Below are 26,376 nucleotides of genomic sequence, written 5' to 3'. Positions count from 1 at the left end.
TCCGCTGAAGCTGGCGTGCTCGCGCCGGGCAAATTTTCCCCGGCGTTTGCGCTTCGCATCGCCTGGCGAAAATTGAGCCATGAATACCACGACTCACTCCGATCACGTGCGCATCGAAACCGTGCCCGCCACGCACACCTTGGAAATTCGCGCGCACGGCAAACTCACCCGCGCCGATTACGATCGCCTCCTGCCCGAGATCGAAACCCTCACGGCGTCGTGGCCCAAAATTAACTTTTTCATCGTCCTCGACGATTTCGATGGCTGGGAACCCGCCGCCGCCTGGGCCGACCTCAAATACGATGTCCGCAACGGCAACCGCTTCGGTCGCGCGGCCATCATCGGTGACTCTGCGAGCGAGCGCTGGGGCACGCGCTTCACCAACCTGGTGTTGCCGGGCGAAATCAAATTCTTCGAGCCCGCTGAAACCTCTGCCGCTCGCGCATGGGTGCACGCCGCCGGCTGACTCAGCGCGCGGCAGCGGCGCCTTGATCGCGCCCGCCTCGTCACACCGGCAGCTTCAGGATTTCCGCGAGGTTATCCGGCGTGAGCGGTTTCACCAGATAGCCCTCCGCCATGCCCGTCGCCTGCACGCGCTCGCGATCGCGCGATTCCCCCGAGCCGGTCAGCACAAAAATTCTCGGTGGCTGCGACCACGCGTTTTTCGCCACCCACGCGAGCACACCGTGCCCGTCCATCTCGCCCATTTTCAAGTCCAGCAGCACCAGATCGGGCCACGGAAATTTGCCGCGGTCCTCATACGGTCCCGCGCCGAGCAGGTAATCGACGACCGCGCGCCCGCTTTCCACCCGCACCACCTCTGCCTGCCGTGTGCGAGTCAGCACTCGCGCGGTGAAGAAGTAGTCATCGTCGTCATCTTCCGCGACCAAAACGGTGACACGCATAAATCAGATTCTCGCCGGCACCAACCCCGCCAACGCGGCGTTCACCGTGCCCGTCGCGGCCTTTGCCGCCGCTGCTTCCCCGGAGGAAGCCACCAGCTCCACCCAGAATTGCGCGCCCGCGCCCGCCGCGGAAATCACGCCGATCGTCCCGCCCATCCGCTCCACCGCTTTCTTAACGATCGCGAGCCCGATTCCCGTGCCCGCAAACTGAGTCTTCGCGGCACGCTCGAACATCCGAAAAATCCGCGCGTGATGCAATGGGTCGATCCCGATGCCGTTATCCTTCACCGACACGCGCCGCCGGGAATCGCGCTGCTCGGCGAACACCTGAATTTCCGGCGTGCGCCCCTCTGGGACGAACTTCACGGCATTTCCCAGCAGATTCGAAAAGCACTGGATCAACGACGGCACGTGGCCCATCACGCGGCCCAACGGCCGTCGCACCCGGATGCAGTCGGCCGAGGCGCCCAACGCCGGATACTGCTCGATGACCTCCGCCATCAGCCAGTCGAGATCCACCGCCGTGATCTCCATCTCGCAACGCGTCGCCCGCGTGTAGGCCAGCACGTCCTGCGTCAGGCTGTCCATGCGCCGCGCCGCCCGGACGATTTTTTCCAGATACTCCTTGGCCCCAGCCGGGATCTCGTCGCCGAAATCCTCCTCAATCACCCGGGCGTAGCCGGCGACACTCCGCAACGGCGAACGCAAATCGTGCGACACGCTGTAGGAAAACGCCTCCATCTCCTCGACCATACGCTGCAAATCCGCCGTGCGATCCGCCACCCTCGCCTCCAGCGAACTCAACAACGAATCGCGTTCACTCAACAACCCGCGAATTTCGTATTGGCGCCGGCGCGCCGACAGCACCGTTTGAATGGTGGCCATCAACGTCGTCGCGCGCAGCGGCCGTTCCAGCAGGGTGACCGTGCGATGCGCGCCGCGCAGCCGGGCCGCCGCGCTCGCTCCGCTGTTCGTCGAACCCCCGCCGCCGATCAACACCACCGGAATGTCCGACCAGGGCGGTTGCTCCGCAAACGCCGCCGCCAGCACTTTTTGCACGGGCGATACCAGCGCTTCCTCCGTCAAGACGATGGCGCTGCAGTCCTCCCGCAGGGCCAGTTTCAGGTCGAGATCCGTCACGCACGCCTGCGTCGCCACGCCGCCCCGGCGCAGCACCGTTTCAATGTTTGCCGCATCGGCGCCGATGGGCGCCATCACCAGCACTACGTCGCGATCGCTCGTCCCCGCCGCCATCTTATTTGCTTTCCATCATCTGTTCCGCCCGGCCCTTGAACACAGGGACGCCGGTCAACACCCCCTGGAACTCCTCCAAGGGCGGACCCAGCCGCAGCCCCGCGCTCGAGATTTGAAACTCCCGGATCGTATCCTCGTGCGCGCCGATGCGCTTCTTGATGACGGAAATCGCCTTTTTAATCCGGCCGCCTTGTTCGAAATACCGCAGCAGGATCACGGTGTCGGCGAGATACGTCAGATCCACCGGCGTCTGCATCTGCCCCACCAAGCCGTGTTGCGCCACCGTCAGAATCGTCAGCACGCCGTGCCGGTTCAGATAAGCCAGCAGTTCGTGCAGCTGGATGTTCAGGAACTTCGCGTCCGGCATCGCCTGCATATAGCCATTGAGGCTGTCGATCACCACGATGCCAATGTTGGGATCTTGGGCGTGCTGCACGACGATGTGTGCGAACTCGCCCGGCGTTAATTCGGCCGGATCGACCTGCATTACCTTGATCTGCCCGGAGGCGATCAACGCCTCCGCCTGGATTCCCGCCGATTTCGCCCGCGCCTTCATCGTGTCGAGATTTTCCTCGAACAGGCACATCAACACACGCTGCCCCCGCTCCGCCGCGGCGACGGCGAATTGCAACGCCACGGTCGATTTACCCGTGCCCGCCGGTCCGAGCAAAAGCGCGCTGGTGCCGCGGTGCAGCCCCCCGCCCAGCAGGCTGTCCAGTTCTGCATTTCCCGACACCACTTCATCCCGCGCATACGCCCGGCCGTGGTCCGAAGCGATCAGCCGCGGAAAGACCACCACGCCACCCCGCACGATCATGGCATCGTGATAACCGCCGGCAAAATTCACGCCCCGCATCTTGTTCACCCGGATCCGGCGCCGCTCCGATCCATAGTCCGACACGATTTGCTCCAGCGAAATCACGCCGTGCGCGATGCTCTGCACGTGCAGGTCGCCGCCATCCGCTGAGTGATCGTCCAAAAGCAGCACCGTCATCTGCTCGCCCGCGAAAAACTGCTTCAACGACAGCATTTGCCGCCGGTAACGCAGCGCCGAGTCCGACATCAACCGCAACTCCGAGAGCGAATCGAGCACCACTCGCCGCGGCTTCACTTCCTGGATGCGATCCAGCAGCAGTTGCGTCGTTTTGTTCAACTCCACATCGGCGGGATGAAACACCGTGTTCTGCGCCTCCTCGGCCAGTTGTTGCTCGAGCGCGGAGAGTTCGAAGATTGAAATCGAGTCCAGGGGCCAGCCGTGCGAACGCGCCACGGACTCGATTTCCGCCCGCGTCTCCGACAACGCGATATAGAGGCCGCGCTCTCCCTCCCGCGCCCCGTGCAGCAGGTATTGCAAGGCCACCGTTGTCTTGCCCACGCCGGGCGCTCCGAGGAGCAAATACAACCGGTTCGCCACCAAGCCGCCGCGGAGAATCTCGTCCAAACCGGCTACGCCCGTCGGCGATACTGCATCTTCATGGGAGGGTGCCATCCCCATATTTTTTTCCTATTCCCGCCGCCCGCGGCAAAATAAATCGAATCGGTAAATTTCCCGGACAGCCCATGCGGAATTCTTCACGCCGAAGACGCTGGCCCGCCACCAACTTGGCGGGCCGCTTCACGCGCCGATGGGATGCCACGTGGTCTTGAACTCCACCAAGTCGCGAATCGCGTAAACGCTCTGCTCCGCGTCCGCGAACCAATCGATCGCCTCCTCGGCTTTCCGCAAGTGCACGCGTTTCACGCTGTCGGCGGCGCCGAGCTTGATCGCTTTGCGTTCGTCGGCGCCGGCCACGCCGGAGATCGCCCGCAGATGCGTGTGCGTCGCGAGCGTGGGCACGAGTTCCTTGCGCCAGCCCGTCAACAAATTCACCACGCCGCCCGGCAGATCGCTCGTCGCCAGCATCTCGCCCAGCACGATGGCCGGATAAGGCGCTTGCTCCGCCACGACCGCCACCACCGTGTTGCCGCAGGTGATCGCCGGCGCGATGAGCGATACGAGGGCCAGCAACGGCGCCGCGTCCGGCGCAAGCACGCCCACGATGCCCGTCGGTTCCGTGACCGTGAAATTGAAATGCGGCGATGCCACCGGATTCACGTTGCCCAGCACCTGCTCGTATTTGTCGGCCCAGCCTGCGTAGTAAATCAGCCGGTCGATCGTGGCATCGATTTCCTTCGCCGCCGCCGCCTTCGAGGCGCCGCCCACCGCGAGCGCGTCGGTCATGTCACCGCGCCGCGCCTCGATCATCTCGCCCAGCCGGTAGATGATCTGTCCGCGATTATACGGCGTGCGCTTCGCCCAGCCCGGACCGGCCTTGGCGGCGGCTTCGACGGCGTTGCGCAAATCCTTGCGCGTGCATTGCGGGATGTTGGCGAAGAATTCGCCGGCGGCGTCGTTCAGCGGAAACGTCCGTCCGCTCTCGGAGCGGATGAACGCCCCGCCAACGTAGACCTTCGGTGTTTTGGTGACAGGCAGGCGGCTCATTGGGAAGCGATGGTGTCGGCCTCGGCTTCCGCGGCGGTCGACGAATCCTGGAGATAGGTTTTTTCGCGATAACGCTTCGCGACGAACACGAACACCGCCACGCATCCGATCGAGAGCGCGGCGAAGAAATTATAGTAGGCGGCGCCCTGCAGCTTCGTCGTGCCGTCGGGATTCTCGATGAACACGTGCACCAGCGCAGTGAAGGCGTTGCCCGCCGAGACGGAGAGCAGGTAGAGCGACATGATGATCGATTTCATCTTCTTCGGCGCCTGCGTATAAGCGAACTCCAGCGACGTGATCGACACCATCACCTCGCCTGCCGACAGCAGCGCGTAAGCCGGCATCTGCCACCCGATGCTTGGCTTCAGGCCGAGGCCAATCTGGTGCTCGATCCAACCGCTGACGACAAACGACAAACCCGTGACGATCAGCCCGAGCCCGATCTTGCGCAACGGCGTGAGCGGAAACACGCGGCTCACGGCGGGATAGATCACGTATTGAAACAGCGGAATGAACGCCAGGATCATGATCGCGTTGACCGCCTGGATTTGCGACGCCAGCCAGTTGATCCCGAGGAAGTGCAGATTCATTTTCTCCGCCTGCAACACCCACTCGCCGCCGCTCTGGTCCCACAACGACCAGAACACCGCCACGAACGCGAAGATGATCGAAAGACGGCCGATCGCGCTTCGTCCTTCGCGATCGAACGTGTCCCGCAGGAACGTCCGACCGACCGGCGGAATATGCGCGAACTTGTAGCGGCCCAGCCAAAACACCCACGTCGCGATGAGCATCAGTGCCGCCGGCACTCCGAACGCCCAGCCCGCGCCATATTTATCGAGCAGCCACGGGATCAGCAGGATCGAGAAAAACGAACCGAAGTTGACGGAGAAATAGAACCAACCAAACGCCCGCGAGAGGAGATGGCTGTTGTCGCCGCTGAACTGATCGCCGATGTGCGCGGACACACACGGCTTGATGCCGCCCGCGCCCAGCGCGATCAATCCGAGGCCGAGCCCGAGTCCGAGCCGCGTGTGATCAAACGCCAGCACGAGACTGCCCGCACAATAAACCAGCGAGAGTCCGATGATCGTCCGGTATTTGCCCCAAAACGCATCCGCCACGATCGCGCCCAGCGCCGGGAAAAAGTAGTTCGACGCCACAAACCAGTGATACCAGGCGTTCGCATCGTTCTCGCTCATCGGCGCGACGGCACCCGCGCGATCCACGAGATACTTCGTCATGAACACGACGAGCACCGCGCGCATTCCGTAAAAATTGAAGCGCTCCGCCGCCTCATTCCCCACGATGTAAGGAATGCCCGGCGGCATCGTGCTCAATTTTTGCGGGGCCGTAAGATAAGGTTGATGCGACATGATTTGGGGTGGAAGCGCGCGGGACCGCGTCCGGACGCCGGCGGGCGGCGTCCGAGGCGTTAAATGAGTTTGCAGTAATCGAGCAGCCCTTGCCGGCCGCCTTCGCGACCGAAGCCACTTTCTTTATAGCCGCCAAAGGGCGACGCCGGATCGAATTTATTATACGTATTCGCCCACACGACGCCCGCCTTCAGCTCTGTCGACATCTTCAGGATGCGCGAGCCTTTGTCGGTCCAGACGCCGGCGCTGAGGCCATACGCGGTGTTGTTCGCTTTTTCTACCGCCTCTTCGAGCGTGCGAAACGTCAGCACGCTCAACACCGGTCCGAAAATCTCCTCGCGCGCGATGCGATGACTCATGCTCACGCCCGAAAAAACGGTCGGCTTGAAATAGAAACCCTTCGTCGGCAGCCGGCCCGGCGGCTGGTAAATCTCCGCGCCTTCCTTCACACCCGCCGCCACGAGCATCTCGATCTTCTTGAGCTGCTCGCGCGAGTTGATCGCGCCGACGTCCGTGTTCTTGTCCAGCGGATCGCCCACCCGCAGCACGCGAATCCGCGTTTTCAATTTCGCGAGAAACTCGTCCGCCACCGGCTCGTGCACCAGCAACCGCGACCCCGCGCAACACACATGGCCCTGGTTGAAAAAAATCCCGTTCACCACGCCTTCGACGGCCTGGTTGATCGGCGCGTCGTCGAACACCACATTCGCCGCCTTTCCGCCGAGCTCCATCGTCATCTTCTTATCCGTGCCCGCCAGCGAACGCATGATGATCTTGCCCACCTCCGTCGACCCGGTGAACGCCACCTTCGCCGCCGTCGGATGATTCATCACCGCCGCGCCGGTTTCACCGAAACCCGTCACCACGTTCACCACGCCCGGCGGCAATCCCGCGTCTTGAAAAATCTCCGCGAGCTTGAGCGCCGTGATGCTCGTGGATTCCGCCGGCTTGATCACGATGCAATTCCCCATCGCCAGGGCCGGCGCGAGTTTCCACGCCAGCATGAGCAGCGGGAAATTCCACGGAATCACCTGCCCCACCACCCCGAGCGGCGCGATCCTCCGGCCCGGCGCCACGTAATCGAGTTTGTCGGCCCAGCCCGCGTGATAAAAGAAATGCGCCGCCGCCATCGGCACGTCGAAGTCGCGCGATTCCTTGATCGGCTTGCCGCCGTCCATCGTTTCCGCCACCGCGAATTCCCGCGCGCGGTCCTGCAGCAGTCGCGCGATGCGAAAAATGTATTTCGCGCGCTCGCGGCCGGGCATCTTGCCCCAGGTGGTCTCGAACGCCTTCTTCGCCGCCGCATACGCCGCGTCGACATCCGTCGCGCTCGCCTGCGCGATTTCCGCCAGCTTTTGCTCGTTCGCCGGATTGATCGAATCGAAGTATTTGCCCGCCGCCGGCGCGACGAATTTGCCGCCGATGAACAGATCGTAACGCGCCTTCAGTTTCGGATCGGCCGTCTCCGGCGCCGGATCGAACTCCCACAGATCGCCGAAAATCAATTCAGGCAGCGGCCGCCCGGCCGCCCGAGCGGACGGACGAGAGGGTTTTCTCTCAGTCAAAGTTGGCATGATTTTTTAACCACAGATAAACACAGATGCACACAGATGGCTCAGGAGATCATTCGCTCCCACTCCAGCTTCGAGCGCTTAAAATTGATGATCAATCCGACTTTCAGGCCCGCGATGCGAAGATAATTGAGCATCTGACCGCGCTCCACATCAGTGATGTGATCGATGACTTTGGCATCCACAATGACGGCATCGCCCGCAATCAAGTCCGGTATATATTCTCCGACAGCGACGCCCTTGTAATCCACGGGAAACCGGCGCTGTTGTTCACTCGCGATGCCCCGCAATTTGAATTCCACAACCAAAGCGTTCTCGTAGGGCTTTTCGTGCAAGCCGGCCCCCAGACCGTTTAATACCTCCATAGCACAACCGATGACCGCGAAAGTGAGCTGTGACTGCGGTCCGTCATATCTGTGTGCATCCGTGTTCATCTGTGGTTAAAAACTCAGTAGCTCTCCGCCGCTTCGCTGAAGTAGTAGGGCGCTTGGTAGGCACCCGTTTTTTCCTTCTCCAACTGCCGCAGCAGATCGTTCAACAGCGACGACGCACCGAAACGATAACGCGTATTGTTCAACCACTCGTCACCCAGCGTTTCCTTCACCGCCACGAGAAAGTGCAGCGCCTGCTTCGCCGTGCGAATCCCGCCCGCCGGCTTCATCGCAATCGCCACGCCCGTAGCGAGGTAAAAATCGCGGATCGCCTCGAGCATCACCTGGTTGTTGCCCAACGTCGCATTGAGCGACGTTTTCCCTGTGCTCGTCTTGATGAAATCGTCCGGCCGCAGCACGCGCATCGCGAGAAACGACGCCGCGCGGATGTTGTCGTAAGTCTCCAATTCGCTGACTTCGAGAATCACCTTGAGCGTCGCCTCGCCGCACGCTTCGCGCACCGCGACGATCTCATCCTGCACGCGTTGAAACTCGCCCGCCAGAAACGCCCCGCGGTTGATCACCATGTCGATCTCGTCCGCGCCGTCGCCGACGGCCGCCGTCACTTCCGCCAGGCGCGTCTTGAGCGGCGCCTGACCCGAGGGAAACGCCGTCGCCACCGACGCGATGCGCACCGCCGTGTCCTCGCCCAACGCGCGCCGCGCATGCTTCACCATCGCCGGGTACACGCACACCGCCGCGACCTGCGGACAATCCAGCCCGTCGTGCGGCGCGAGCGCTTTCTGGCACAGCGAGGCCACTTTGCCGGGCGTGTCTTTGCCCTCGAGCGTCGTGAGATCGACCATCGAGACCGCCAGCTTCAATCCCTTCACTTTCGACGCCTTCTTGATGCTGCGCGTGGTGAACTTGGCGACACGTTCGTCGATGCCCACTTGGTCCACGGGCCCGACTTCGTTCAACAATCGGCGAAAGCTCGCGGTTGCGCTCATGCGCGCCCACTCTGCAAAGCCCTCGCCCGGAAACAACGGAAAACTCCAACGCCGCGTTCGCCCCTCTCCGGCGCCGCCCCGCCGTCGCTCGCGCCCACGCCCCGCACCACAACTTTTTCTGGCTGTCGGTCCTGCACCGCGCTTCTCTCCGTTCCATCGCGACCGGTCCCGCGCCCGCCATGGAAACTCCCGCTGCCTCCCAACCGCCTTCGCCCACGGGCGAGGTCGTCATCCGCACGCTCGCCATGCCGGCCGATACCAATGCCAATGGCGACGTCTTCGGCGGCTGGCTCATGTCGCAAATGGATCTCGGCGGCGCCATCCTCGCCCGCGAAACCGCCGGCAGCCGCGTCGTCACGGTCGCCGTCGATGCCATGAGCTTCGTCGCTCCCGTCTTCACCGGCGATGTCGTGACGTGTTACGCGAGCGTCGACCGCGTCGGCCGCACCTCCATGCGCATCAAGATTGAAGCCTGGGTGCACCGCTTCGGCGCCCCCGCCGAGCAACGCGTCACGCACGGCATCTACACCTACGTCGCCATCGACGATCACGGTCAGCCTCAACCCGTCCAACGCTGATTCCCATGCGCCGCCTCTTCGCCGTCCTCGCCGCTGCCTGCGTCTTCGCCGCTTCCGTCTGCGCTGCGGCGCCCGACTCGATCGCCGCCCAAATCCGCACGGCCGACGCCGCCCGCGTCCGTGCCACGATGCGAGCCGACGTCACGCAACTCGCCCCCTTGCTCTCCAGCGCACTGACCTACGGCTACGCCGACGGCCGCGTGCAATCGAAGGACGAATACCTCGCCGCCGTCTCCGCCCAGCGCATGCGCTACGAAAGCTACGACTACGAGGAGATGAACGTCACTCCGCTCGTCGCCGATGCCGCCGTCGCCACCGGCCGCGTGCTCGCCAGCGTCGCGCTCGGCTCGCAGCACACGCATATGCGCATCCGCTTTCTCGCCGTGTGGCGCCGCGAAGAAGGCACCTGGCGCCTCGTCGCTTACCAGTCGTCGCTCGCCGACACCTCGGACAAGCAATAGCGCCACGCCTGCCGCCCGCGGGCACCCGACGACTGGCGCGCAACCCCGTCAGGCCAACGTCACATCGCCGAACAACCCGCGGTTGCCCAGCACCACTCGCGTAAATACTGCCGCGTATTCGCAATACCCCTTCGGCCCGCAGGCGTGCACTTCGTTGATCTGCAGCGGATGGTAGCGTTCCTGCCAGTAACCGTCGTTCTTCAACCCCGCCCGCGCCACCCGCAGCGCCCCCTCACGCACCCGTTTCGTCTCGCCGCGCCGCAGGCACGCCAGCGCCTCCAGGAACCACACGCGCCCCATCGCCGCCACGTCGTAGAGTGGTCCCACCGCGGGCTTGAAGCCCACGTCTTCGTGCGACTGGTAGAACTCCCACTCCTGGTAAACGAACGGCTTCGAGACCGTCTGCGTCGGCATGTCGCCGTGCCAGAAACTCTCCTCCGCCATCAGGCGCGGCCACAACGCGTCCGCCTGTTCCGGCGTCGCCACGTCCCACGCGACCGCCGCCCAATTTACATCGCTCAACCCGTGCTCGTCCACCACGCCGCGGACCGGATGCACGTATTCCGCGAAATGGTCGCCCCGCCAAAACACCTCCCGAAACCGCCCCGCCAGCGCCTCCGCTTCCGCGCGCCAGCGCCGCGCTTCGTCGCCTCGCCCCGCCGCCTCACACAATCGCGCCAGTCCCCGCCATGCGCGCACGATGTAGCATTGCGCCACCCCGTCCCACTGATGCCGCGGCGGCATTTCCACATAAAATCCCGCCCCCGCGATCAAGCCATTCTCGCTGCGCCGCGTGCTCAAATAATTTCCCGCCGCCGTGATCGACGCGAGGTTGCGCGCCAGCCACGCCAAGTCGCCCGTCGTCGCGAAAATTTCATCGGCCATCAACAGGTAGCAGGTCGCGCCCAGCGCCCCGAGCGGATTGATCCCCGCGATCCAATGACTGAACAGTCCAACCCACGTTCGCTCCCCGCCGCCACCTTTCACCGGGTAAGTAAACGCGTCCTCGGTCAGCCGCAGGCCTTTCAAATACGTAGCCAAATGTTCCGGCGGCGGCTCCGTCGCAAAAATCGCGAAGGGGATGTTGCCGTCCGCCCGCTGCGAGGCGCGCACGTAGGCGAAGTAGTCGGTCACGAGTTGCGTGCGCCCCAGCGACAAATACGCGCCCGCCATCTGCCACGAATCAAGCCCCGGCCACGTGTTCTCCGCCCCGAACCAGTGGCCGTCGGCCACGATGGTGAAATGCCCTTGATACGCCCGCTCCGTGGCTGCGGGTTCCAAGTTCTTCCGCACGGCCGCCGTCAGCGCCGCGCTCAATACTTGAGCGTCTTCATTCATCCGCGGCGTCTCCTCACCGCGCCGCCGTCGTCGGCTCACTCGCCGTGGTGAATCGCAAAATCGCATCATCCGGAGCAACCGCGATCGGCTCCGGCCGCCCGTGCCCGTGGCCGCCATACGGCACGTTGGAAAACGCGTTGTAGCAGCAAATGTAAGCGCGCCGCGGCCGGTCCGATAGATTCGCCTCGGACGCATGAAACGTGTTGCCGTGGAAAAACAGCGCGCTTCCCGCGGGAGCTTCGCAATACACCACCCCCAGCCGCTCCGCCACCGCGGCCACGCGCTCCTGATCCGCGCCCGCCTGCTGGCCCACGCGCCCGTGGTCGAAACGCCCGAGCAGATGCGAACCGGGAATCACCTTCAAACACCCGTTCTCGCGCGTCGCTGCGTCCAGCGCGATCATGCACGAGATCATCCGCGGGTAGAGACAGCCGTCGCCATACCAATATCCGTAATCCTGATGCCACTCCCACGCCCCGCCCACGCGCGGCTCCTTCAGCATCACTTTGCTGTGCCAGTGATAAACTTCCTCGCGCAACAAGATGCGCGCGTTGTTCACCACGCGCGGACTCGCGCTCACCGCCCCAAACACATCGTCGCCGATGTCGGCCCACAGCGAGAGCTTGCTCGAACGCCCCGCCGCATCGGGCATGTTGCCCTCGTGCTTCTTCGTGCGGGCGCCACCCACGTTGGCGACAAGGATTTCGATTTCCTGCGGCGTAAACACGTCCGGCACGAGCACGTAGCCGTCGCGGTCAAACAATTGCACCTGATCGTAAGTGAGCATGGGAGTAAGGCTCGATCAAAACAGGGTAAGGGCGGGTTTCGCGGCAATCTGTGCACCGCCTTCCCCGCCGCAAGACTCAACCGGCAACCGCGCCCGATCCTCGCTCGAAGCTTGCCCTAGTCCGCTGCCTCACGTGTGCCCACGCTTCGCCAGCTCTCCTCGCCCGGTCACCCGCGCCGCGCTCCGAAGCGCCCCGCCCTACTCGCCGCTCGCGCTCGCCCCGATGGCGATCCTGCAACTCACGGCGCCACCGGCACCGAGTAAATCTGCCGCACGCCGCTGCCGTCCGACGTAAACAACACTTCACTCTCATCGGGTGAGAGCACCGGATGCGGATGATTGTCCTGCGTATGCCACGACGCGTTGCTCTCGCACAACGGCGTCACGCGCATCGACCCGTTCACCCAGTCCATGTCCAGCCGCGAAATCAAATTGCCCTTGCGCTGCGCCCGCCCGCGCTCGTTCGCCACGGCATCCGTGATCACGAAATCGCCGGTCGCGCTCGGATAGAAATGTCCGTAAAACGACACCACCTCGCGCGGCAGAGAAATCTCCTGCAACGGCGCCGTCGCATTGACAGGCGCGCGCCCGACGAATTGCTCCGGAAAATCGCCCGCGTCCCACTGCATGCCGTGGTAGATGATTGCCGTGCCGTCCTCCTGCCACACTTCATGCGCCACATCGTCGAGCGCCAGATCGGGCGACACCCGGAACTGAACCGGCCGCTCCGGACGGCGCACCTGCACCGGCGGTTCGCCCCGCTGCTTGAGCCACATGCGCTGCGTCCCCAGCGGCCAGGTCCATTCGCGATTAAACAACACGGTGTCGCGATGCTGCGGATGATATTGCACGTGCGTGACCCAGCCCTGGTCTTCCCAACGCACTTCGCTCGCGCCCGACGCCACCTCCACCTCCACGAGCCGCGTCGTCAACCCGAGGCGCCCAAACGCCTCCGACACTCCGCGATTGCTGTCCCGCTTCGCGCCCAGAGCCAGCACCCGCGCATCCGCCAAGGCCACGAGCAGATGCGCGCCCAGGCAATCGAGATGACAATACGCCACCGTGCGATCCGCCGGAAACTCCGTCACCTGCCGCCGCAGCCCCGAGTGCAGATTCACGCAATCGAGTTGATTGCACCCATCCTCACGCACCCACACGAAAAACAAATCCCCCGACGCCGGATGCAGGCACGGGCTCGATTTGTTCAACCCGTGCGTCGCGACCGGACCGTTGTAAAGATACTCCTTGGCCGGATCCGCCGCGCGCGGCCGCGCGAAATAAGGATACGCCTGCACCGCCGGCCCCTCAAAAATCGCGAGCGGCTCCATCGCGTGCGCCTGCCGGTCGATGCGCGCGAGACTCGCTCCGCCCTCCTTCGTTGAATACTCGTCCGTAATCGCCGCCAGCACGGCCCCGTCCTCCGTGGCGCTGGAAGAAGTGAAGTAGAGCAACTGGCAATTCGCCGTGGCCGGCGACTCGGGGCGTGGCGTGACCAGGGCGGCGTCCGCGAGCGAAGGAGAGTTTTCGGCGAGGGGCAACATGCGCGAGGTTTAGAGCCCTTCGCGCCCGACCAGTTCCGGCCTAAACCTCCACGCTCCGCTCTCCGCCTATCTCCTCACGGCAGCGCGAAGATTTCCACCAACGCCACCCCCGCGGAGCCACTCACGCCGCTCACCTGTGCCGTGTAGATTCCCGGCTCCAGCGTGATCAGCAACGCCGCATCCTGACTTGAGTCGCTCGCCATCGGCGCCGCCCCCACCGTCGCAAACGCGGCCTTCAAGTCCGCCCCGCCCTGCCAGTCGTCGTTCAGCGCGATTTCCGTCCCGCCTTCAAAAACACGCAGCACCGGGTTCGCCAGCACGCCCGTCACGCCATACCCCGCCAGTGTCGGCCCCAATCCGCGGATCAACAACCGCTTCGGCGCGTTGCCGGCCACGACGAAGCCCGCGATCAACACATCGTCTCCCGTGCCCACGTAAGTCCGCGCCGAGATGTTCACCAGATCCGTGGTGCCCGGTCCCGCGTCGGCGACATACAGTTCCGCCAACGCCACGCCTTCCGTCCCGTCATTGGTCACCGCGTGGAACGTATAGGCTCCCGCCGGCCGCTCGGAGTAAAGCGCGGCATCCTTGGAGTCGGCCGCCGGTTCGAACGCCCCCACGATCCGGAACTCGTCGCGCAACGCCAGCGAGCCGTTCCAGTTGTCGTTCCCATCCACTTCCGTCCCGTGCGCGTCGAACAATCGCAGACGCGGATCAGGCACCGCATTGGTGACGCCAAACGCGCTCAGCGCGGGACCGATGCCCCGCACCAAAAGCGGCATCGTGCCCGCGCCGTTGACCACGAAACCGACAATCAGGGTCTGCGATCCCGCTCCAGCGCGGCTGCGAATCGAGAGATTGGTGAACCGCGCCACCGGCGCCACGCGATCGGACAATCCCGCGTAACGAATCGCCGCCGCCGCGCCCGCCGGAAGCACGCTCACGCTGACATTTTCTCCAGCCGAACCCACCGCAACGTTGATCGAAGAGTGCGAGCCGCTCGTCGCCGCCAACTGCCCCCCGGCGTCGACGATGCCGGCCGCACTCTCGACCCGCCCCGGCGCTGTGACCACCGCGACGGCTTGCCCGGACGGACCGATCACGAGATATGTTTCGCCGGCGTCAGCCGCGAGCGCCGTCGCTGTATAATAGCCCGCTCGCGCGTGCGCTGCACCGTTCGCCGCGTCGAGCGCGCCCGAGAACGTTTCGCCCAGGCCCGTCAGGTTGCCGGCGATCGCACCGTTTCCGCCGATCTGTCCGGTGAGGGAGAAATCGCTTGCCAGCGGCGCCGCCGCCCAACGCCCGCCCGCCGGCGTTTGTAGCGAAGAGCGCATCTCCGCGCCCAGTGCGTCAAACGTGCCGTCCGCCGCCACGCTGAACTCCACCACGAGCGCGCTCTGCCGGCTCCGCAAGTCCGCGACCAGCACCGCCGTGCCGTCGTCGCGCACGTGCAATCCCCACGCGCCGCCCGAGCCAAACGTCCCGAAATAGCTACCCGCAAATGCGGAACGCGGCACGACCGTGAGCGTCGCCGCTGCACTGGTCGCGCTGCCTTGCGCATTGGTCACGGTGACGCTGTAGGCGCCCGCATCGGAAGCCTCCACGGCCGCTAGTTTCAGTGTCGCCGCCGTTTCTCCGGGAAGTGCGGCTCCGTTCTTTTTCCACTGGAAAGTCAGGGCCGGCGTTCCCACGACGCTCACGCGAAATTCCGCTGAGCGTCCCGCCAGCACGCGTTGGCCGACCGGCGCAGTCACGATCGCGGGCGCACTCGCCGGTGCCGCCTCGCGCAGGGCGAGCGAAAAATCGCTGCCTGCCGCTATGCCCACGACGCGGTCGAGACCGGCGGGCACCACGGTTTTTCCGAGGGACGATTGGCCCCACGCCACCACCGTGCCGTCGGATTTCAACGCCACCAGATGCAGCGAACCGGCGACCACTTCGGCCACGTTCGCGAGCCCCGCCGGCACGCTCGACTCCCCATGCGATCCGTATCTCTGCATAAAGACCGTTCCGTCGCTCTTGAGGACCAGCGTGGCATCGGTTCCCGTCGCCACCGCGACGGCATCCCGCGTGACTATCCATGAACCTCCGTAACCCCAGCAATAGAGCGTGCCGTCCGCGGTCACCGCCGCTGAGGAATCCTGCCCGGCGCTAATGGCCACGACGTTGGTCAAACCCGCCGGCACGGTGGTCTGGTTGTTTCTGTTGTCACCCCATGCGACCACGGTGCCGTCCGCCCGCAACGCGAGACAATGTCCATTGCCCGCGGCCACGGCCACGACATCGGTCAAGTACGCCGGGGCCGGATATAGGTTGCTACCACACTGGACCACCGAACCATCGGCCTTCACGGCCATCGCTTGCCAACCGCCCGCTCCGATGGCGACCACTCCTGCCAGTCCGGCCGGCACGTGGGCCACGCCCGGATTGCCGACCACGCTGACCGTGCCATCCGCATGCAAATAGAACGCGAACTGGGTGCCGCCCGCCATCTCGGCTACATCCGTTACCTTGTCGGGCAGCAAATTGTAGGTCAGCACATCGCCCCACGCCACCACGGCACTCACCTGTGGCGCTACGCTTACACTGAGGAGGCGGCTCCGCCGCAGGCCGACATCGTCGCTGACCTCCACCCAATAAAGTCCCTTGTCCGCCACCGTGCACGACGGCCGCACGTAACTCGCCTGAGTGGCTCCGTCGATCGGCCGCCGGTTGCGGAACCACTGGTAGTGCAAAGTCCCGGTGCCTTCCGCCGCGATCGCCAGCGTCAGCGGCTCCCCCGCGCGCAAAAGCTGCCGCGGTTTCGCCGGCCGCACGATCCTCGGCAGCGGCACCACGGTCAAAGCCACCGCCTCGCTCGTCACCGAGCCGCCACTGTTGGTCACGACGACCGAATAGCCGCCCGCATCCGCTGGCGTGATGTTCGTCAGCGTGAGCTGCGACTGAATCGACTGACCGAGCGAAACGCCGTTTTTCCTCCACTCAAACACGGGAGAGGAATCGCCGGCCTTGACTGCAATGTTTAACGTCGCCGACGAGCCCTCCACAGCTGTGGCGGGAATGGGCTGAGCGGTGATCACCGGTGCGGGATCGTTGGCGGCCATGCGCAGGGCCAGCCCGAAGTCATATCCGCCGGCGACGTTGACCACGTCGCGCAACGCCGGTGCCGTGCTCACCGCGAGGCTCGTATCGTAGCCCCAGGCCGTGACGCTCCCATTCGCGCGCACGGCCAGCGCGAAGGCATTGCCCGCGGCAATCTTGACCACGTCGGTCAGCCCCTGCGGCGGCCTGGTGATATCCGCCGCCCCGAGACCCCACGTGACCACCGTGCCATCGCGTTTCAACGCCACGGAAAGATCGCCACCCGCCGCGATCGCCACCACTTGCTTAAGCCCGGCCGGCGGGGTGGCCTGTCCCCACGCATTCGATCCCCAGCCCGTCACCGTGCCATCGGATTTCAGAGCGAGCGAATGCGCGCGACCCGCCGCGATCGCCGTGACGTGAGCCAGTCCCGCGGGGACGGCTTGGGCTCCTTGCGTCGCGTTGCCCCACGCCACGACCGTGCCATCGCCCCGCAAAGCGAGCACATGAAAATCCCCCGCCGCCAAAGCGATCACGTCGGAAAGCCCCTGCGGCACGTTCATCTCGCCCGACGGCTGGCCCCAACCCACCACGGTCCCGTCGGCGCGCCACGCATAGGACTGCGAGCTGCCCCCCGCCAGGCCGATCACATTGGTGAGGCCAGCGGGCACCTGCGCCGCTCCGCCATAACTAGAGCCCCAGCTGACCACCGTCCCATCCGCCCGCAACGCCAGGGCGTAAAAATTTCCCGCCACCACCGCGACCGCATCATAAATCCCCGCGGGCACGTTTGCGCCGACGCCCTTTCCCCACCCGCGGATCTCCGTCCGCACCCCACTGACGAGGACGCTCATTTTCGCGGACCCGCGCACCCCCACCTCATCGCTCACCTCCACCCAATAATTTCCACTGTCCGTCACGACGGCGGCGTTTTTGTTATAAGTGGCGGCCGTCGCTCCCGGCAGAGCGGAGCCATCTTTATACCATTGGTAATGCAAACTTCCCGTTCCGCTCGCGGTGACAAACAGCGCCAGGGGTTGCCCGGGCGCGATCACTAGTCGCGCCGCGCTGCTGGCGCTGATGACCGGCAGCAGCCGCACCGTCAACGTCGCGGCCAGCGAAGTGACCGTGCCCAGGTCGTTGCTCACCACGACCGTATAGCGCCCGCTCCCGCCACCGGTGACGTTGGTGAGTGCCAGCACTGCCGTCGTGGCTCCGGCCACCTCCGCGCCGTCCTTTTGCCACTGATAGCGCAACACCGACGGTCCTCCCGATGCGTTCACCGACAAGATCGTCGCGGTTCCCTCGACCACCGTTTGATCCCGCGGCTGCGTCAGGATGACCGGCGCCTTGCCCCCGGACGCGTCGCGCAAAGCGAGCTCATGCCCGTTGCCCGCCGCCACCGCGATTACGTTCGCGAGATTGGCCGGCGGCGTCGTCTGAGGAACGTTGCTGTTCGCCCAGCCCACGACACTTCCATCTGTCCGGGCCACCAAGGCGTGGCCCGGCCCCACCGCCACCGTCGCGACAGTGCTGGTCCCGGCCGGCGCGGGCGCCAGACCGCCACCCCAACTGGCGACTGTCCCATCTCTCTTGGTCGCGATCGCATAAAGCCCTCCGCTCGCCACGTTCGCAACATCCGTCAAGTCTGCCGGCACGTCCAAGGCCGCGTCATTCGAACCCCATCTGATCACCGTGCCATCCGCCTTGACGGCCAGTGCGTTGCTCGAACCGGCGGCGATCGCCGTCACGTTCCCCAGCCTGCTCGGCGGGGTCGACTCTCCGAAACGATTGGTGCCCCACGCGCGCACGGTGCCATCAGCTTTCAGCGCCACGATAAATCCCTCGCCCGCGGCCACCGCGACGACCTCGCTGAGGTCGCCGGGCACGTTCAACTGCCCGGCAGCGTTGTCGCCCCACGCCACCACGCGGCCCGCGTCCGTCACCGCCACCGAAAACGTTGTGCCGCCCGCAATCGCCACGACCGGCCCCAGGGCGCCGGGCACGGTGGATTCCCCGTAGGCATTGCGGCCCCACGCGACGACCTTGCCGTCTCCCTGCAACGCGAGCGAATGCTCGCCTGCGGCCGCCACCGACACGACGTTCCCAAGATTGGCCGGCACATTCGTTTGTCCATAGCCGTTGGAGCCCCACGCCCGCACTTCGGTCGCCGTGGGCGCGACCACAACCACGCTCACGTAGCTGCGGCTGCCCACGTCGTCCGTGACGACCACCGTATAAAGTCCGCCGTCCGTCGACGATGTCTCCGCTCGTTCGAACGTCGCCGCGGTCGCCCCGGGAATCACGCGGCCATCGTGCCGCCACTCGTAATGCAAACCCCCCGTGCCCGTCGCCGCTGCCGCCAACGAAAACGACTGGCCCTGCGCGACTCGCTGCCGCGCCGGCGACCAGCTCGTGAGAATTGGCAACGGGCGGACGGTGAGGGTGGCGGCCGGCGATGTCACCGTGCCCCTCAAATTTGTCGCCACGACGTCGTATCGGCCTGCTTCGCTCGGCACCGCGGCGACGATGGTCAGCGTGGCATTTGTCGCGCCGGCCACCGGCACGCCGTCCTTCCGCCATTGATATGAAAGCGGCGCACTGCCGTTGACCACCACCGTGAACGTCGCATCGCGTCCTTCCGCAACCACTTGGTCCGCGGGAGCCGTCGTCAACACCGGTGCGGTGTCCCGGCTCATATCGCATAACGCCAGCCCATGCGCGGTGCCCATGGCGACCGCGAGGGTATTGGTCACCGCCGCGGGAATGTTCGCCCCATCGACTTTGGCACCCCACGTCACCAGCGTGCCATTGCTCTTCAACGCCACCGCCACGGTGCTCCCGACCGCAATCGCCACGACGTCCTTCAAGTCCGTCGGCATTTGCGTGCCCGGAAATGGCTTGTCGCCCCAGGCGACCACCGTGCCGTCCGCTCTTAGCGCCAACGAAATCTGTCCGCCCGCCGCGATCGCAGTCACATCGCTGAGACCCGCCGGCACCGTGGATTCCCCGCGAGTGTTCGAACCCCACGCGACCACTGTGCCGTCCGATTTCAACGCCAACCGGTGATAAGCCCCGGAAGCGATCGCAATGACATCGCGGAGGTTCGCCGGCATCGGCCCGTAGGAGCCTCCGTCTCCCCAAGTCGCGACCTTGCCGTTTAACCTTAGCGACGTCGAATTCCCCGAACCGCCGGCCAACGCGGTGACGTCGGAGAGACCGCTCGGCAGCGTCAAAGCATCGCCGCCCCGGCTTCCCCAAGCCACCACCGTCCCATCCGCCCGCAACGCCAGCGCATGATACAACCCACCCGCAATGGCCACCACGTCGGTCAGCCCGGCGGGCGGTGTCGCCTGGCCCCAACCATTGGACTGGCCCCAGCCCACCACCGTGCCGTCGCGCCGCAGCGCGAGCGAAAAGCGATAGCCGGCCGCCAGCGCCACCGCATCCGTCAGATCTGCCGGCACCGCACCGAGCGCCGGATCGCCGCCGTCGCCCCACATGACGACGCGCGTTGACGCGGGCATGACGTTCACAAAGAACGGCACCCGTCGCGTCCCCCAGTCGTCGGTCACTTCCACGATGTACGTGCCGCTGTCCGCCACGGCCATGGCCGGCTTGCTCAACGTTGCGCCGGTCTCGCCCGCCAGCACGCGCCCGTTGCGCCGCCACTGATAATGCAACGCACCGGCGCCCGTCGCCGCCACGTTCAATGTCAGCGTGTCGCCCGGACTCAAAACCTGTCGCGCATTGCTGCGGCTCGTGACGCCCGGCAAGGGATTCACGGTCAGCACGGCGGGCGACGAGGGCGTCCTGCCGAGCCAGTCGGTCACGATGATGTCGTAGCTACCCCCGGCCGCGGAAGTGACTTCGTCCAGCGCCAACGTGGCCGTCGTCGCGCCCGCGATGACTTCCCCGTTCTTCCGCCATTGATAAAACAACTGCGCTCCCCCGCCGCTCGCCTCCACGCTCAACGTCACGTCCGTGCCCTCTGCCACGCTCTGCGTCAGCGGCCCCACAGTGATCGTGGGCACGTGATCGCGGCTCGCGTCGCGCAACGCCCCCGTGTGCGCCCGCCCTGCCGCGACGCCAATCACGTCGGTCAAGCCGAGCGAATTATCCGTCTGGCCAAAGGAATTCGAGCCCCAGCCCACCACCGTCCCGTCCCCCTTCCGCGCAATCACGTGTTCCGCGCCCAACGCCACTCCGCTCACCTGCGCCAGATCCGCCGGAATATTGCTCGGGCCATTGTAGCCAATGCCCCAAAACACCACCGTCCCATCCGCTTTCAGCGCGAGAGATCCGTTCGCCGCAGCGCTGATCGCCACGACATTCGTCAGGCCAGTCGGCACATACGTCGCTCCGCCATAATTCGAGCCCCAGGCGACCACCTTCCCATCCCGTTTCAACGCGAGCGAATGCTCATCCCCCGCGGCCACGGCCACCACATCCACCAGCCCATCCGGCACGTCAGTCTGGCCCTTCTCGTCGCCCCCCCAGGCGACGACCGTCCCATCCGCTTTCAACGCGAGATTATGCTTCCCGCCCGTCGCCACCGCCACGACGTCCGCGAGATCTGCCGGCACGCCCCTCACACTGAAACCATCGGCTTGTCCCCAACTCATCACGGTCCCGTCTGCCCGCAACGCGAGCGCGTGCTCTCCCGCCGTTGCCACTGCGACTACGGCATGGAGACCGTCCGGCACACGCATGTCGCCTGAGTCGTTGAGCCCCCAACCAAGCACCGTCCCATCCGCCTCGATCACCAAAGTGTTATCATCGCCCGCGGCCACGCTCACCGCCGTGTGCAAGTCCGCCGGCACCGCTGTCTGCCCCCGGTCGTTACTGCCCCACATCCGCAATTCCGTTTGCGCCGGCGCCACCTGTACAAACGCCGTGCCTCGCCGCGTGACCGAATTTCCATCCGTGATTTCCAGCGTATAGGCCCCGCTGTCTCCGCGGCCCGCATTCCCCACGTTCAATGTCGCCGTCGTCGCGCCATTGATGAACGTCCCGTCCTTCTTCCAACGAAACGTCAGCCCGGAACCGCCTCCGACCGCACCCTCGAGCGCGATCGCCTGACCCGGCGCCACAACATTCCGGGCCGGCGTGATGCGCGGACGAGACACCACCGCGATCGTATAGCCGCCCACCGAACCGTAACTCGTATAACCCGTCGGGGAATCCGCCCACGGATTGCCCGTCCCGGTCGCGCTCACTCGCACATAATATCTACCCGGCGCTACATCCTGCACGATGATCGCCGACGTACGGTTGGCCGGATCGGCCCGCGCCACCACCGTCCCGCTCGCATCCAGCAACTCCGCCACCACGTCCAGGTTGCCGCCCGTGGCGCTCCCCGCCGGCCGGTCCGGCGAAACGGTGATCGCCACATTCGGCCAGTCCGCCGTAAACGCGAACACATCGCTGTCCGTGTTCGCCTCAATCACGCCCCCCGCCGTCCATCCCGCTCCGCCTGCGGCCATCTCACTCGCCGCCGCCACGTTATCTCCCGCATCGTCCGCCCGACGCCCCAGATTTCCGGTCAGGATCGCGATGTCGTCCTGCGGATTGTTGGCCCCGCGATACTCACCCTTCGACCATTGCGTGACGTTCGATTTGTTCGGCGCACCCATCAACGGCCCCCACGACGTTTCGCCGATCCCATGGCCCCGATAGTATTCCTCGGTCGCCGTCCCATCGTGCGTCAGCCCGAGATTGTGGCCGACCTCATGCGAAATCGTATCCGCGATCGCGGAAACATCGATCAGCAGATTCCAATAGATAAACGCCGGGCTCAGGCTTTGATAATCCGCTCCGCCGAAGACGCCGACATACGCCACGCCGCTCGCGGTGTCGCTGTCCGGATTCGGTTTATACTCCACGTCGGTGTTGCGCGTGATCAGGGCATGCGCCGTGCGGCTGGTAAAAACCGCCGGGCGCTCCGTCGTCACATCAACATCAAAAGGCCGGTAGTCTTCCGCCACCCGCTGCCAGATCGCCACTATCGCCGCCTGCTCGCTCGCGCTGAACGTCGTCGGATCCGAATCCGTATCGTAAGGCACGCAGTCGAACTCCGCCTTCGCCAGCTCCGCGTTCCACGCGGTTCCTTTGACTGTATAACCGCTGAAATTCAGATAGATGACATTCTCCGCCCCCGGTCTGCTATGCCGGATGGGAGGTGCCGAGACCGGCACCGCCGCGCCCGCCGCGGCTGCATACGATTGGCTGCCGCTGGGCGACTCGCCGGCCGCCCGCATGGCGCCCTCCATCACCGCCTTCCTCTCGCTGCTTGTTGTCGTCGCAATCGCCTCCTTCTGCGCACCCGGAATCGTGCAGACGTAATACAGACTTCCGCGCGCATCGACGCGCAGCGATCTGACGTCATTGAGCGGCGCGTGCAACGTCTCGAGCTGGTGCAGCGTCCGCGCCTGCGGTCCGGCCGCCAACCGCGCCACTTGATCGTGAAACCGCCCCGCCGGGATGTCGCTCAAAGTCACCGCTCCGTGCGCGCCAAAGACAGGAAATGACGTCCAGTTCGCGGAAGCAGCCGGCTGCTTCTCATCGACGCGGGAATTCGGCGTTCCCTTCGCAGCCGGGAGTGCCGCCGACCCAGCGTCATTCTTCGCTGCCGCCATGGGGCTCGTCGGACCTCCGCCGGTCCGGTGCGAAAGCCACCGCCCCAACAAACCCACTGCCAAAACCACCACGATTATAAGAATTACACGACGGAACATCGCGGGCGACATTGGGAATCCGCCCCCAGCGGTCAACTCTCAGCAGGGGCCCGTGCGGCGCCGATGCCCAATTTCTTGTAAAATTCGTCTGATAGGCAGGCATCCTTCCAGCTGCTGACCCCAAAATTGTCCGCTGCTTGAGTTTCCCGCTTCGAGGCCCCGAATCGGGACAGGCTTCGCAGTTTCGGCTATAACAACGCGCTGGGGCAGCGGGCGACGGCCCAGCAGTCCGGGTTCGCGTTTGCCGACTACGGCAACGACACCTATTACCGCTACAGTTACAATGCGCGGGGGGAGCTCACGGCCGCCCGCAATTATCTGGGCCGGAGCGTGACGTCGACGAGCGCGCCGTTGCCGGACCGGCAGTTTGTGTATGGCTACGACGGAGCCGGCAATCGCACGGAGGTGAATGCGACCGACAATCCCGAGTTGAAGGCGACGGCGACGGTGAACAACCTCAACCAGATCACGAAGCGGCCCAATCTGTATATCCCGGTCTCGGGCACCGCCGATGCGGACGCGAAGGTGCTGGTCAACGGTGCGATCGCCGACCGGCAGGGCAACTACTGGGCGAGCGGCGTGACGTTGAATAACAACGACGGCCCGGCCTATACCAGCAGCATCGCGGTGAAGGCGGCGAAGGCGGGCACCGTGGAAATCCCCTCCCTGCTGGCGGCGTTTCTGCCGTGGGTCGCCGAAGGAATCACCTATGATGCCGATGGCAACGTGACCTGCGACGGTCGCTGGCACTACACCTGGGATGCAGAAAACCGCCTGACTGCGATGGAGACGCGCACGGTGGCGATGAATGTCGGGCTGCCGGGCCGGCGGGTGACGTTTCGCTACGACAGCTCAGGACGGCGCACGGTGAAGCAGGTTTTAAAGTGGAGCGGCAGCACTTGGTCCTTGGAAAGCGACGTGCGGTTCATCTATCAAGGATGGAACTTGATCGCGGAATTGAACAGCAGCGGCACCCGGCAACGCACCTATGCGTGGGGACTGGACAAGGCGGGCAGCCTGACGGCAACCGGCGGAGTTGGTGCGCTGCTTCAGGAAGTGGATCACACCGGCACGGCGGTCACCGCTTACCTGCCCGGCTACGACGGCAACGGCAATGTGGCCACCCTCTCCGCTGTCGGCAGCACCCAGTCTGCCACTTACGAATACAGCCCCTACGGCGAGTCGTTGCGCGCGGAGGGCGCGCAAGCGAAGAACAACCCCTTCCGCTTCTCCACGAAGTACACCGACGACGAGACCGGCTTGGTTTACTACGGCATGCGGTATTATTCGCCGTCTCTCGGCCGCTTCCTCGGCCGCGACCCCAGTGGGGAGCAAGGCGGCATGAACCTCTACCGCTTCTGCAATAACAACCCGGTCAATGGCATCGATCTGCTCGGCATGCTTACCGTCGAGGAATACTCCGCGCAACTGACTGCCATGTCGCCCGAAGAGCGCGGGTGGGCGGTTGCAGCGAGCGTCTGGTGGGCTGAGAACGGCCAGGGAGGGGCGGGAGGAACTCAGATTGGAGGGCCGGGAGTAAGTGATCAGCAGCTCAACGGGATGGCAGAAACGTTCGCGCAGCAGTCAATGGCCGCTGCGTCGCTAGGAGTCGCGAAGGCCGAGGCTCGAAAGTATCTCGAAAGCGCAGCAAAAAATGGACTAATATACCTCGATGGAAACGAGGTGAAAGCGTTGACGCCAGGAGCGGCGGCAGCTTTCGCGACCCTGACTAACGGGGTAACGTATAATGGACACGAGATCGTAACCGATACATATGTAAAGATGGCTCCGGCTACGGCGACACTCGCGGCCGCAGCCCGGTCCGCCGCGCAAGTGCAGGCGGAGGCAGCCCCAAACAGTGGAATGAGCATCGCCTCAGAGGGAGGTGTCGCGGTCGCTGGAACCCGAGGTGGCGTCTCAGGTGCGAACGGCCAGGCATCATATGGAGATTTCACGTCGGCAGATGCTGCCGGCGGAGTGATGTCCGTTTTGGCAAAGCGCATGACGAACGCGGATCCGCAGCACCTCGAATATAGTGGCGCGATATTCTCTTACGTTCGGGATGAGGTAACCTATTACGGTTTCACGACGCCAGTTCGTGGAGGTGTTCCATACGTCCAGGATGGGAAGACAGTCACTCCAGGTGCATCTATCTCCTATAGTGTGCCGGGCGGGACGGTATTCGTTGGCGGCTATCATTCGCATCCTTCCGCCAATTCTTTCAGCAACTACACGATTGCGGGGCGAGCTTACGGAGATGTCGCCCAAGTAATCTCTGCTTCCAACGACTTTCAGCGTCCGATCTTGCTTTACGTCGGACGGACAGCAACCGGCGGAAGCGGGATAACCGTCGAAGTTCTCAGCGGCGTCAGGACTGATCAAGGATGGTCTACCACTCAACGCACCATTGGCACTTACCCATGAAATCGATCAAGACGCCAAACTTCTGGATTCTATGTGTTGTTTGCTTGGGCATCTTCGCATCGGCACTCTCGGGCATGTCACAACGTAAGGCTGAAGGCTCAGTATCCTTAAGCGAACTGTGGCAACGTCGTGTTGAGCTCGATGGACAAGTTGTTCGGGTTCGTGGTTTTTACGTCCTAGAGTCTCCAATATCTGCCTTGTATGAATCAAGACGCGCATTCGATCATGACAAGCATCCTCTTAGTTTGTGGATTGGTGCAAATAGGCCGGGATCATCCGCTGAAAAGGGCAAGCGAGGCCACTTGGTTGATGCAGTGATTGAAGGTCGATTCGTCAACCAGACTGCGGGCACTTTTGAACAGTTTTTTGCCCAGCTTGAGGATGTTACTTCTTTCACTCTTTTGGAATCGCTAGACCTCCAGAAATGACCCTGGGAGGTATGATCCGGAGTGATAGGTGA

At 64.4% G+C, this 26,376-nt stretch carries 17 protein-coding genes; 5 read left to right on the top strand and 12 right to left on the bottom strand.

The genetic code is table 11. From position 1 onward, the window contains the following. Positions 1-79: 79 nt before the first annotated feature. Positions 80-466: a SpoIIAA family protein gene (locus K0B96_RS02690; protein ID WP_220163552.1), complete on the top strand. Its 387-nt coding sequence runs from the start codon at positions 80-82 to the stop codon at positions 464-466. A gap of 40 nt (positions 467-506) precedes the next feature. Here K0B96_RS02690 and K0B96_RS02685 read toward each other — a convergent pair whose 3' ends face one another. The 8 genes from K0B96_RS02685 to deoC form a co-directional block, all read right to left on the bottom strand. Further along, a complete protein-coding gene (locus tag K0B96_RS02685) occupies positions 507-905 on the bottom strand; it encodes a response regulator (RefSeq protein WP_220163550.1) in 399 nt (132 codons plus the stop codon). Positions 906-908: 3 nt separating this feature from the next. Then, positions 909-2,159 (bottom strand): sensor histidine kinase, encoded by a 1,251-nt coding sequence (locus K0B96_RS02680; RefSeq protein WP_220163549.1) that lies wholly within the window; start codon positions 2,157-2,159, stop codon positions 909-911. Between the two features lies 1 nt (position 2,160). After that, entirely contained in the window at positions 2,161-3,648 is a 1,488-nt protein-coding gene (locus K0B96_RS02675) for an ATPase domain-containing protein (protein ID WP_220163547.1), read from the bottom strand. A gap of 126 nt (positions 3,649-3,774) precedes the next feature. Next, positions 3,775-4,641: an aldehyde dehydrogenase family protein gene (locus K0B96_RS02670; RefSeq protein ID WP_220163544.1), complete on the bottom strand. Its 867-nt coding sequence runs from the start codon at positions 4,639-4,641 to the stop codon at positions 3,775-3,777. Beyond that, complete coding sequence (locus tag K0B96_RS02665; RefSeq protein WP_220163542.1) at positions 4,638-6,017, bottom strand: POT family MFS transporter; 1,380 nt, start codon at positions 6,015-6,017, stop codon at positions 4,638-4,640. The genes K0B96_RS02670 and K0B96_RS02665 overlap by 4 nt, the downstream gene beginning before the upstream one ends. 59 nt (positions 6,018-6,076) lie before the next feature. Further along, the gene (locus K0B96_RS02660; protein WP_345779921.1) at positions 6,077-7,507 is read right to left on the bottom strand and encodes an aldehyde dehydrogenase family protein; all 1,431 of its coding nucleotides are present in this window, start codon (positions 7,505-7,507) and stop codon (positions 6,077-6,079) included. 125 nt (positions 7,508-7,632) lie between these two features. Then, a complete protein-coding gene (locus tag K0B96_RS02655) occupies positions 7,633-8,022 on the bottom strand; it encodes a GxxExxY protein (protein ID WP_220163537.1) in 390 nt (129 codons plus the stop codon). 14 nt (positions 8,023-8,036) lie between these two features. Then, complete coding sequence (deoC, locus tag K0B96_RS02650) at positions 8,037-8,969, bottom strand: deoxyribose-phosphate aldolase (protein WP_220163535.1); 933 nt, start codon at positions 8,967-8,969, stop codon at positions 8,037-8,039. A 179-nt stretch (positions 8,970-9,148) separates the two neighbouring features. On the opposite strand from deoC, the gene yciA reads away from it, so the two are divergent. Further along, positions 9,149-9,547: an acyl-CoA thioester hydrolase YciA gene (yciA, locus tag K0B96_RS02645; RefSeq protein ID WP_220163527.1), complete on the top strand. Its 399-nt coding sequence runs from the start codon at positions 9,149-9,151 to the stop codon at positions 9,545-9,547. Positions 9,548-9,552: 5 nt separating this feature from the next. Continuing rightward, positions 9,553-10,008: a nuclear transport factor 2 family protein gene (locus K0B96_RS02640; protein WP_220163525.1), complete on the top strand. Its 456-nt coding sequence runs from the start codon at positions 9,553-9,555 to the stop codon at positions 10,006-10,008. A 48-nt stretch (positions 10,009-10,056) separates the two neighbouring features. On the opposite strand, the gene K0B96_RS02635 is transcribed toward K0B96_RS02640, so the two are convergent. The 4 genes from K0B96_RS02635 to K0B96_RS02620 all read right to left on the bottom strand — a co-directional run bounded on the left by K0B96_RS02635 (position 10,057) and on the right by K0B96_RS02620 (position 23,255). Continuing rightward, positions 10,057-11,346: an alpha-L-rhamnosidase-related protein gene (locus K0B96_RS02635; protein WP_220163515.1), complete on the bottom strand. Its 1,290-nt coding sequence runs from the start codon at positions 11,344-11,346 to the stop codon at positions 10,057-10,059. A 13-nt stretch (positions 11,347-11,359) separates the two neighbouring features. Beyond that, positions 11,360-12,133 carry a phytanoyl-CoA dioxygenase family protein gene (locus K0B96_RS02630; protein WP_220163513.1) on the bottom strand — a complete coding sequence of 258 codons (774 nt, stop codon included), beginning with the start codon at positions 12,131-12,133 and terminating at the stop codon, positions 11,360-11,362. Positions 12,134-12,372: 239 nt separating this feature from the next. After that, positions 12,373-13,674: an oligogalacturonate lyase family protein gene (locus K0B96_RS02625; protein ID WP_220163511.1), complete on the bottom strand. Its 1,302-nt coding sequence runs from the start codon at positions 13,672-13,674 to the stop codon at positions 12,373-12,375. Positions 13,675-13,748: 74 nt separating this feature from the next. Next, a complete protein-coding gene (locus K0B96_RS02620) occupies positions 13,749-23,255 on the bottom strand; it encodes an immunoglobulin domain-containing protein (RefSeq protein ID WP_220163509.1) in 9,507 nt (3,168 codons plus the stop codon). Between the two features lie 606 nt (positions 23,256-23,861). Here K0B96_RS02620 and K0B96_RS02615 point away from each other — a divergent pair. Both K0B96_RS02615 and K0B96_RS02610 read left to right on the top strand, forming a co-directional pair. Beyond that, a complete protein-coding gene (locus K0B96_RS02615) occupies positions 23,862-25,916 on the top strand; it encodes an RHS repeat-associated core domain-containing protein (protein WP_220163508.1) in 2,055 nt (684 codons plus the stop codon). Continuing rightward, the gene (locus tag K0B96_RS02610; RefSeq protein WP_220163506.1) at positions 25,913-26,344 is read left to right on the top strand and encodes a hypothetical protein; all 432 of its coding nucleotides are present in this window, start codon (positions 25,913-25,915) and stop codon (positions 26,342-26,344) included. The genes K0B96_RS02615 and K0B96_RS02610 overlap by 4 nt, the downstream gene beginning before the upstream one ends. The last annotated feature ends 32 nt before the right edge of the window (positions 26,345-26,376 follow it).

The organism is Horticoccus luteus (assembly GCF_019464535.1).
GTDB classification, from domain to species: Bacteria; Verrucomicrobiota; Verrucomicrobiia; order Opitutales; family Opitutaceae; genus Horticoccus; species Horticoccus luteus.
This window is presented reverse-complemented; position numbering and strand designations above follow the sequence as displayed.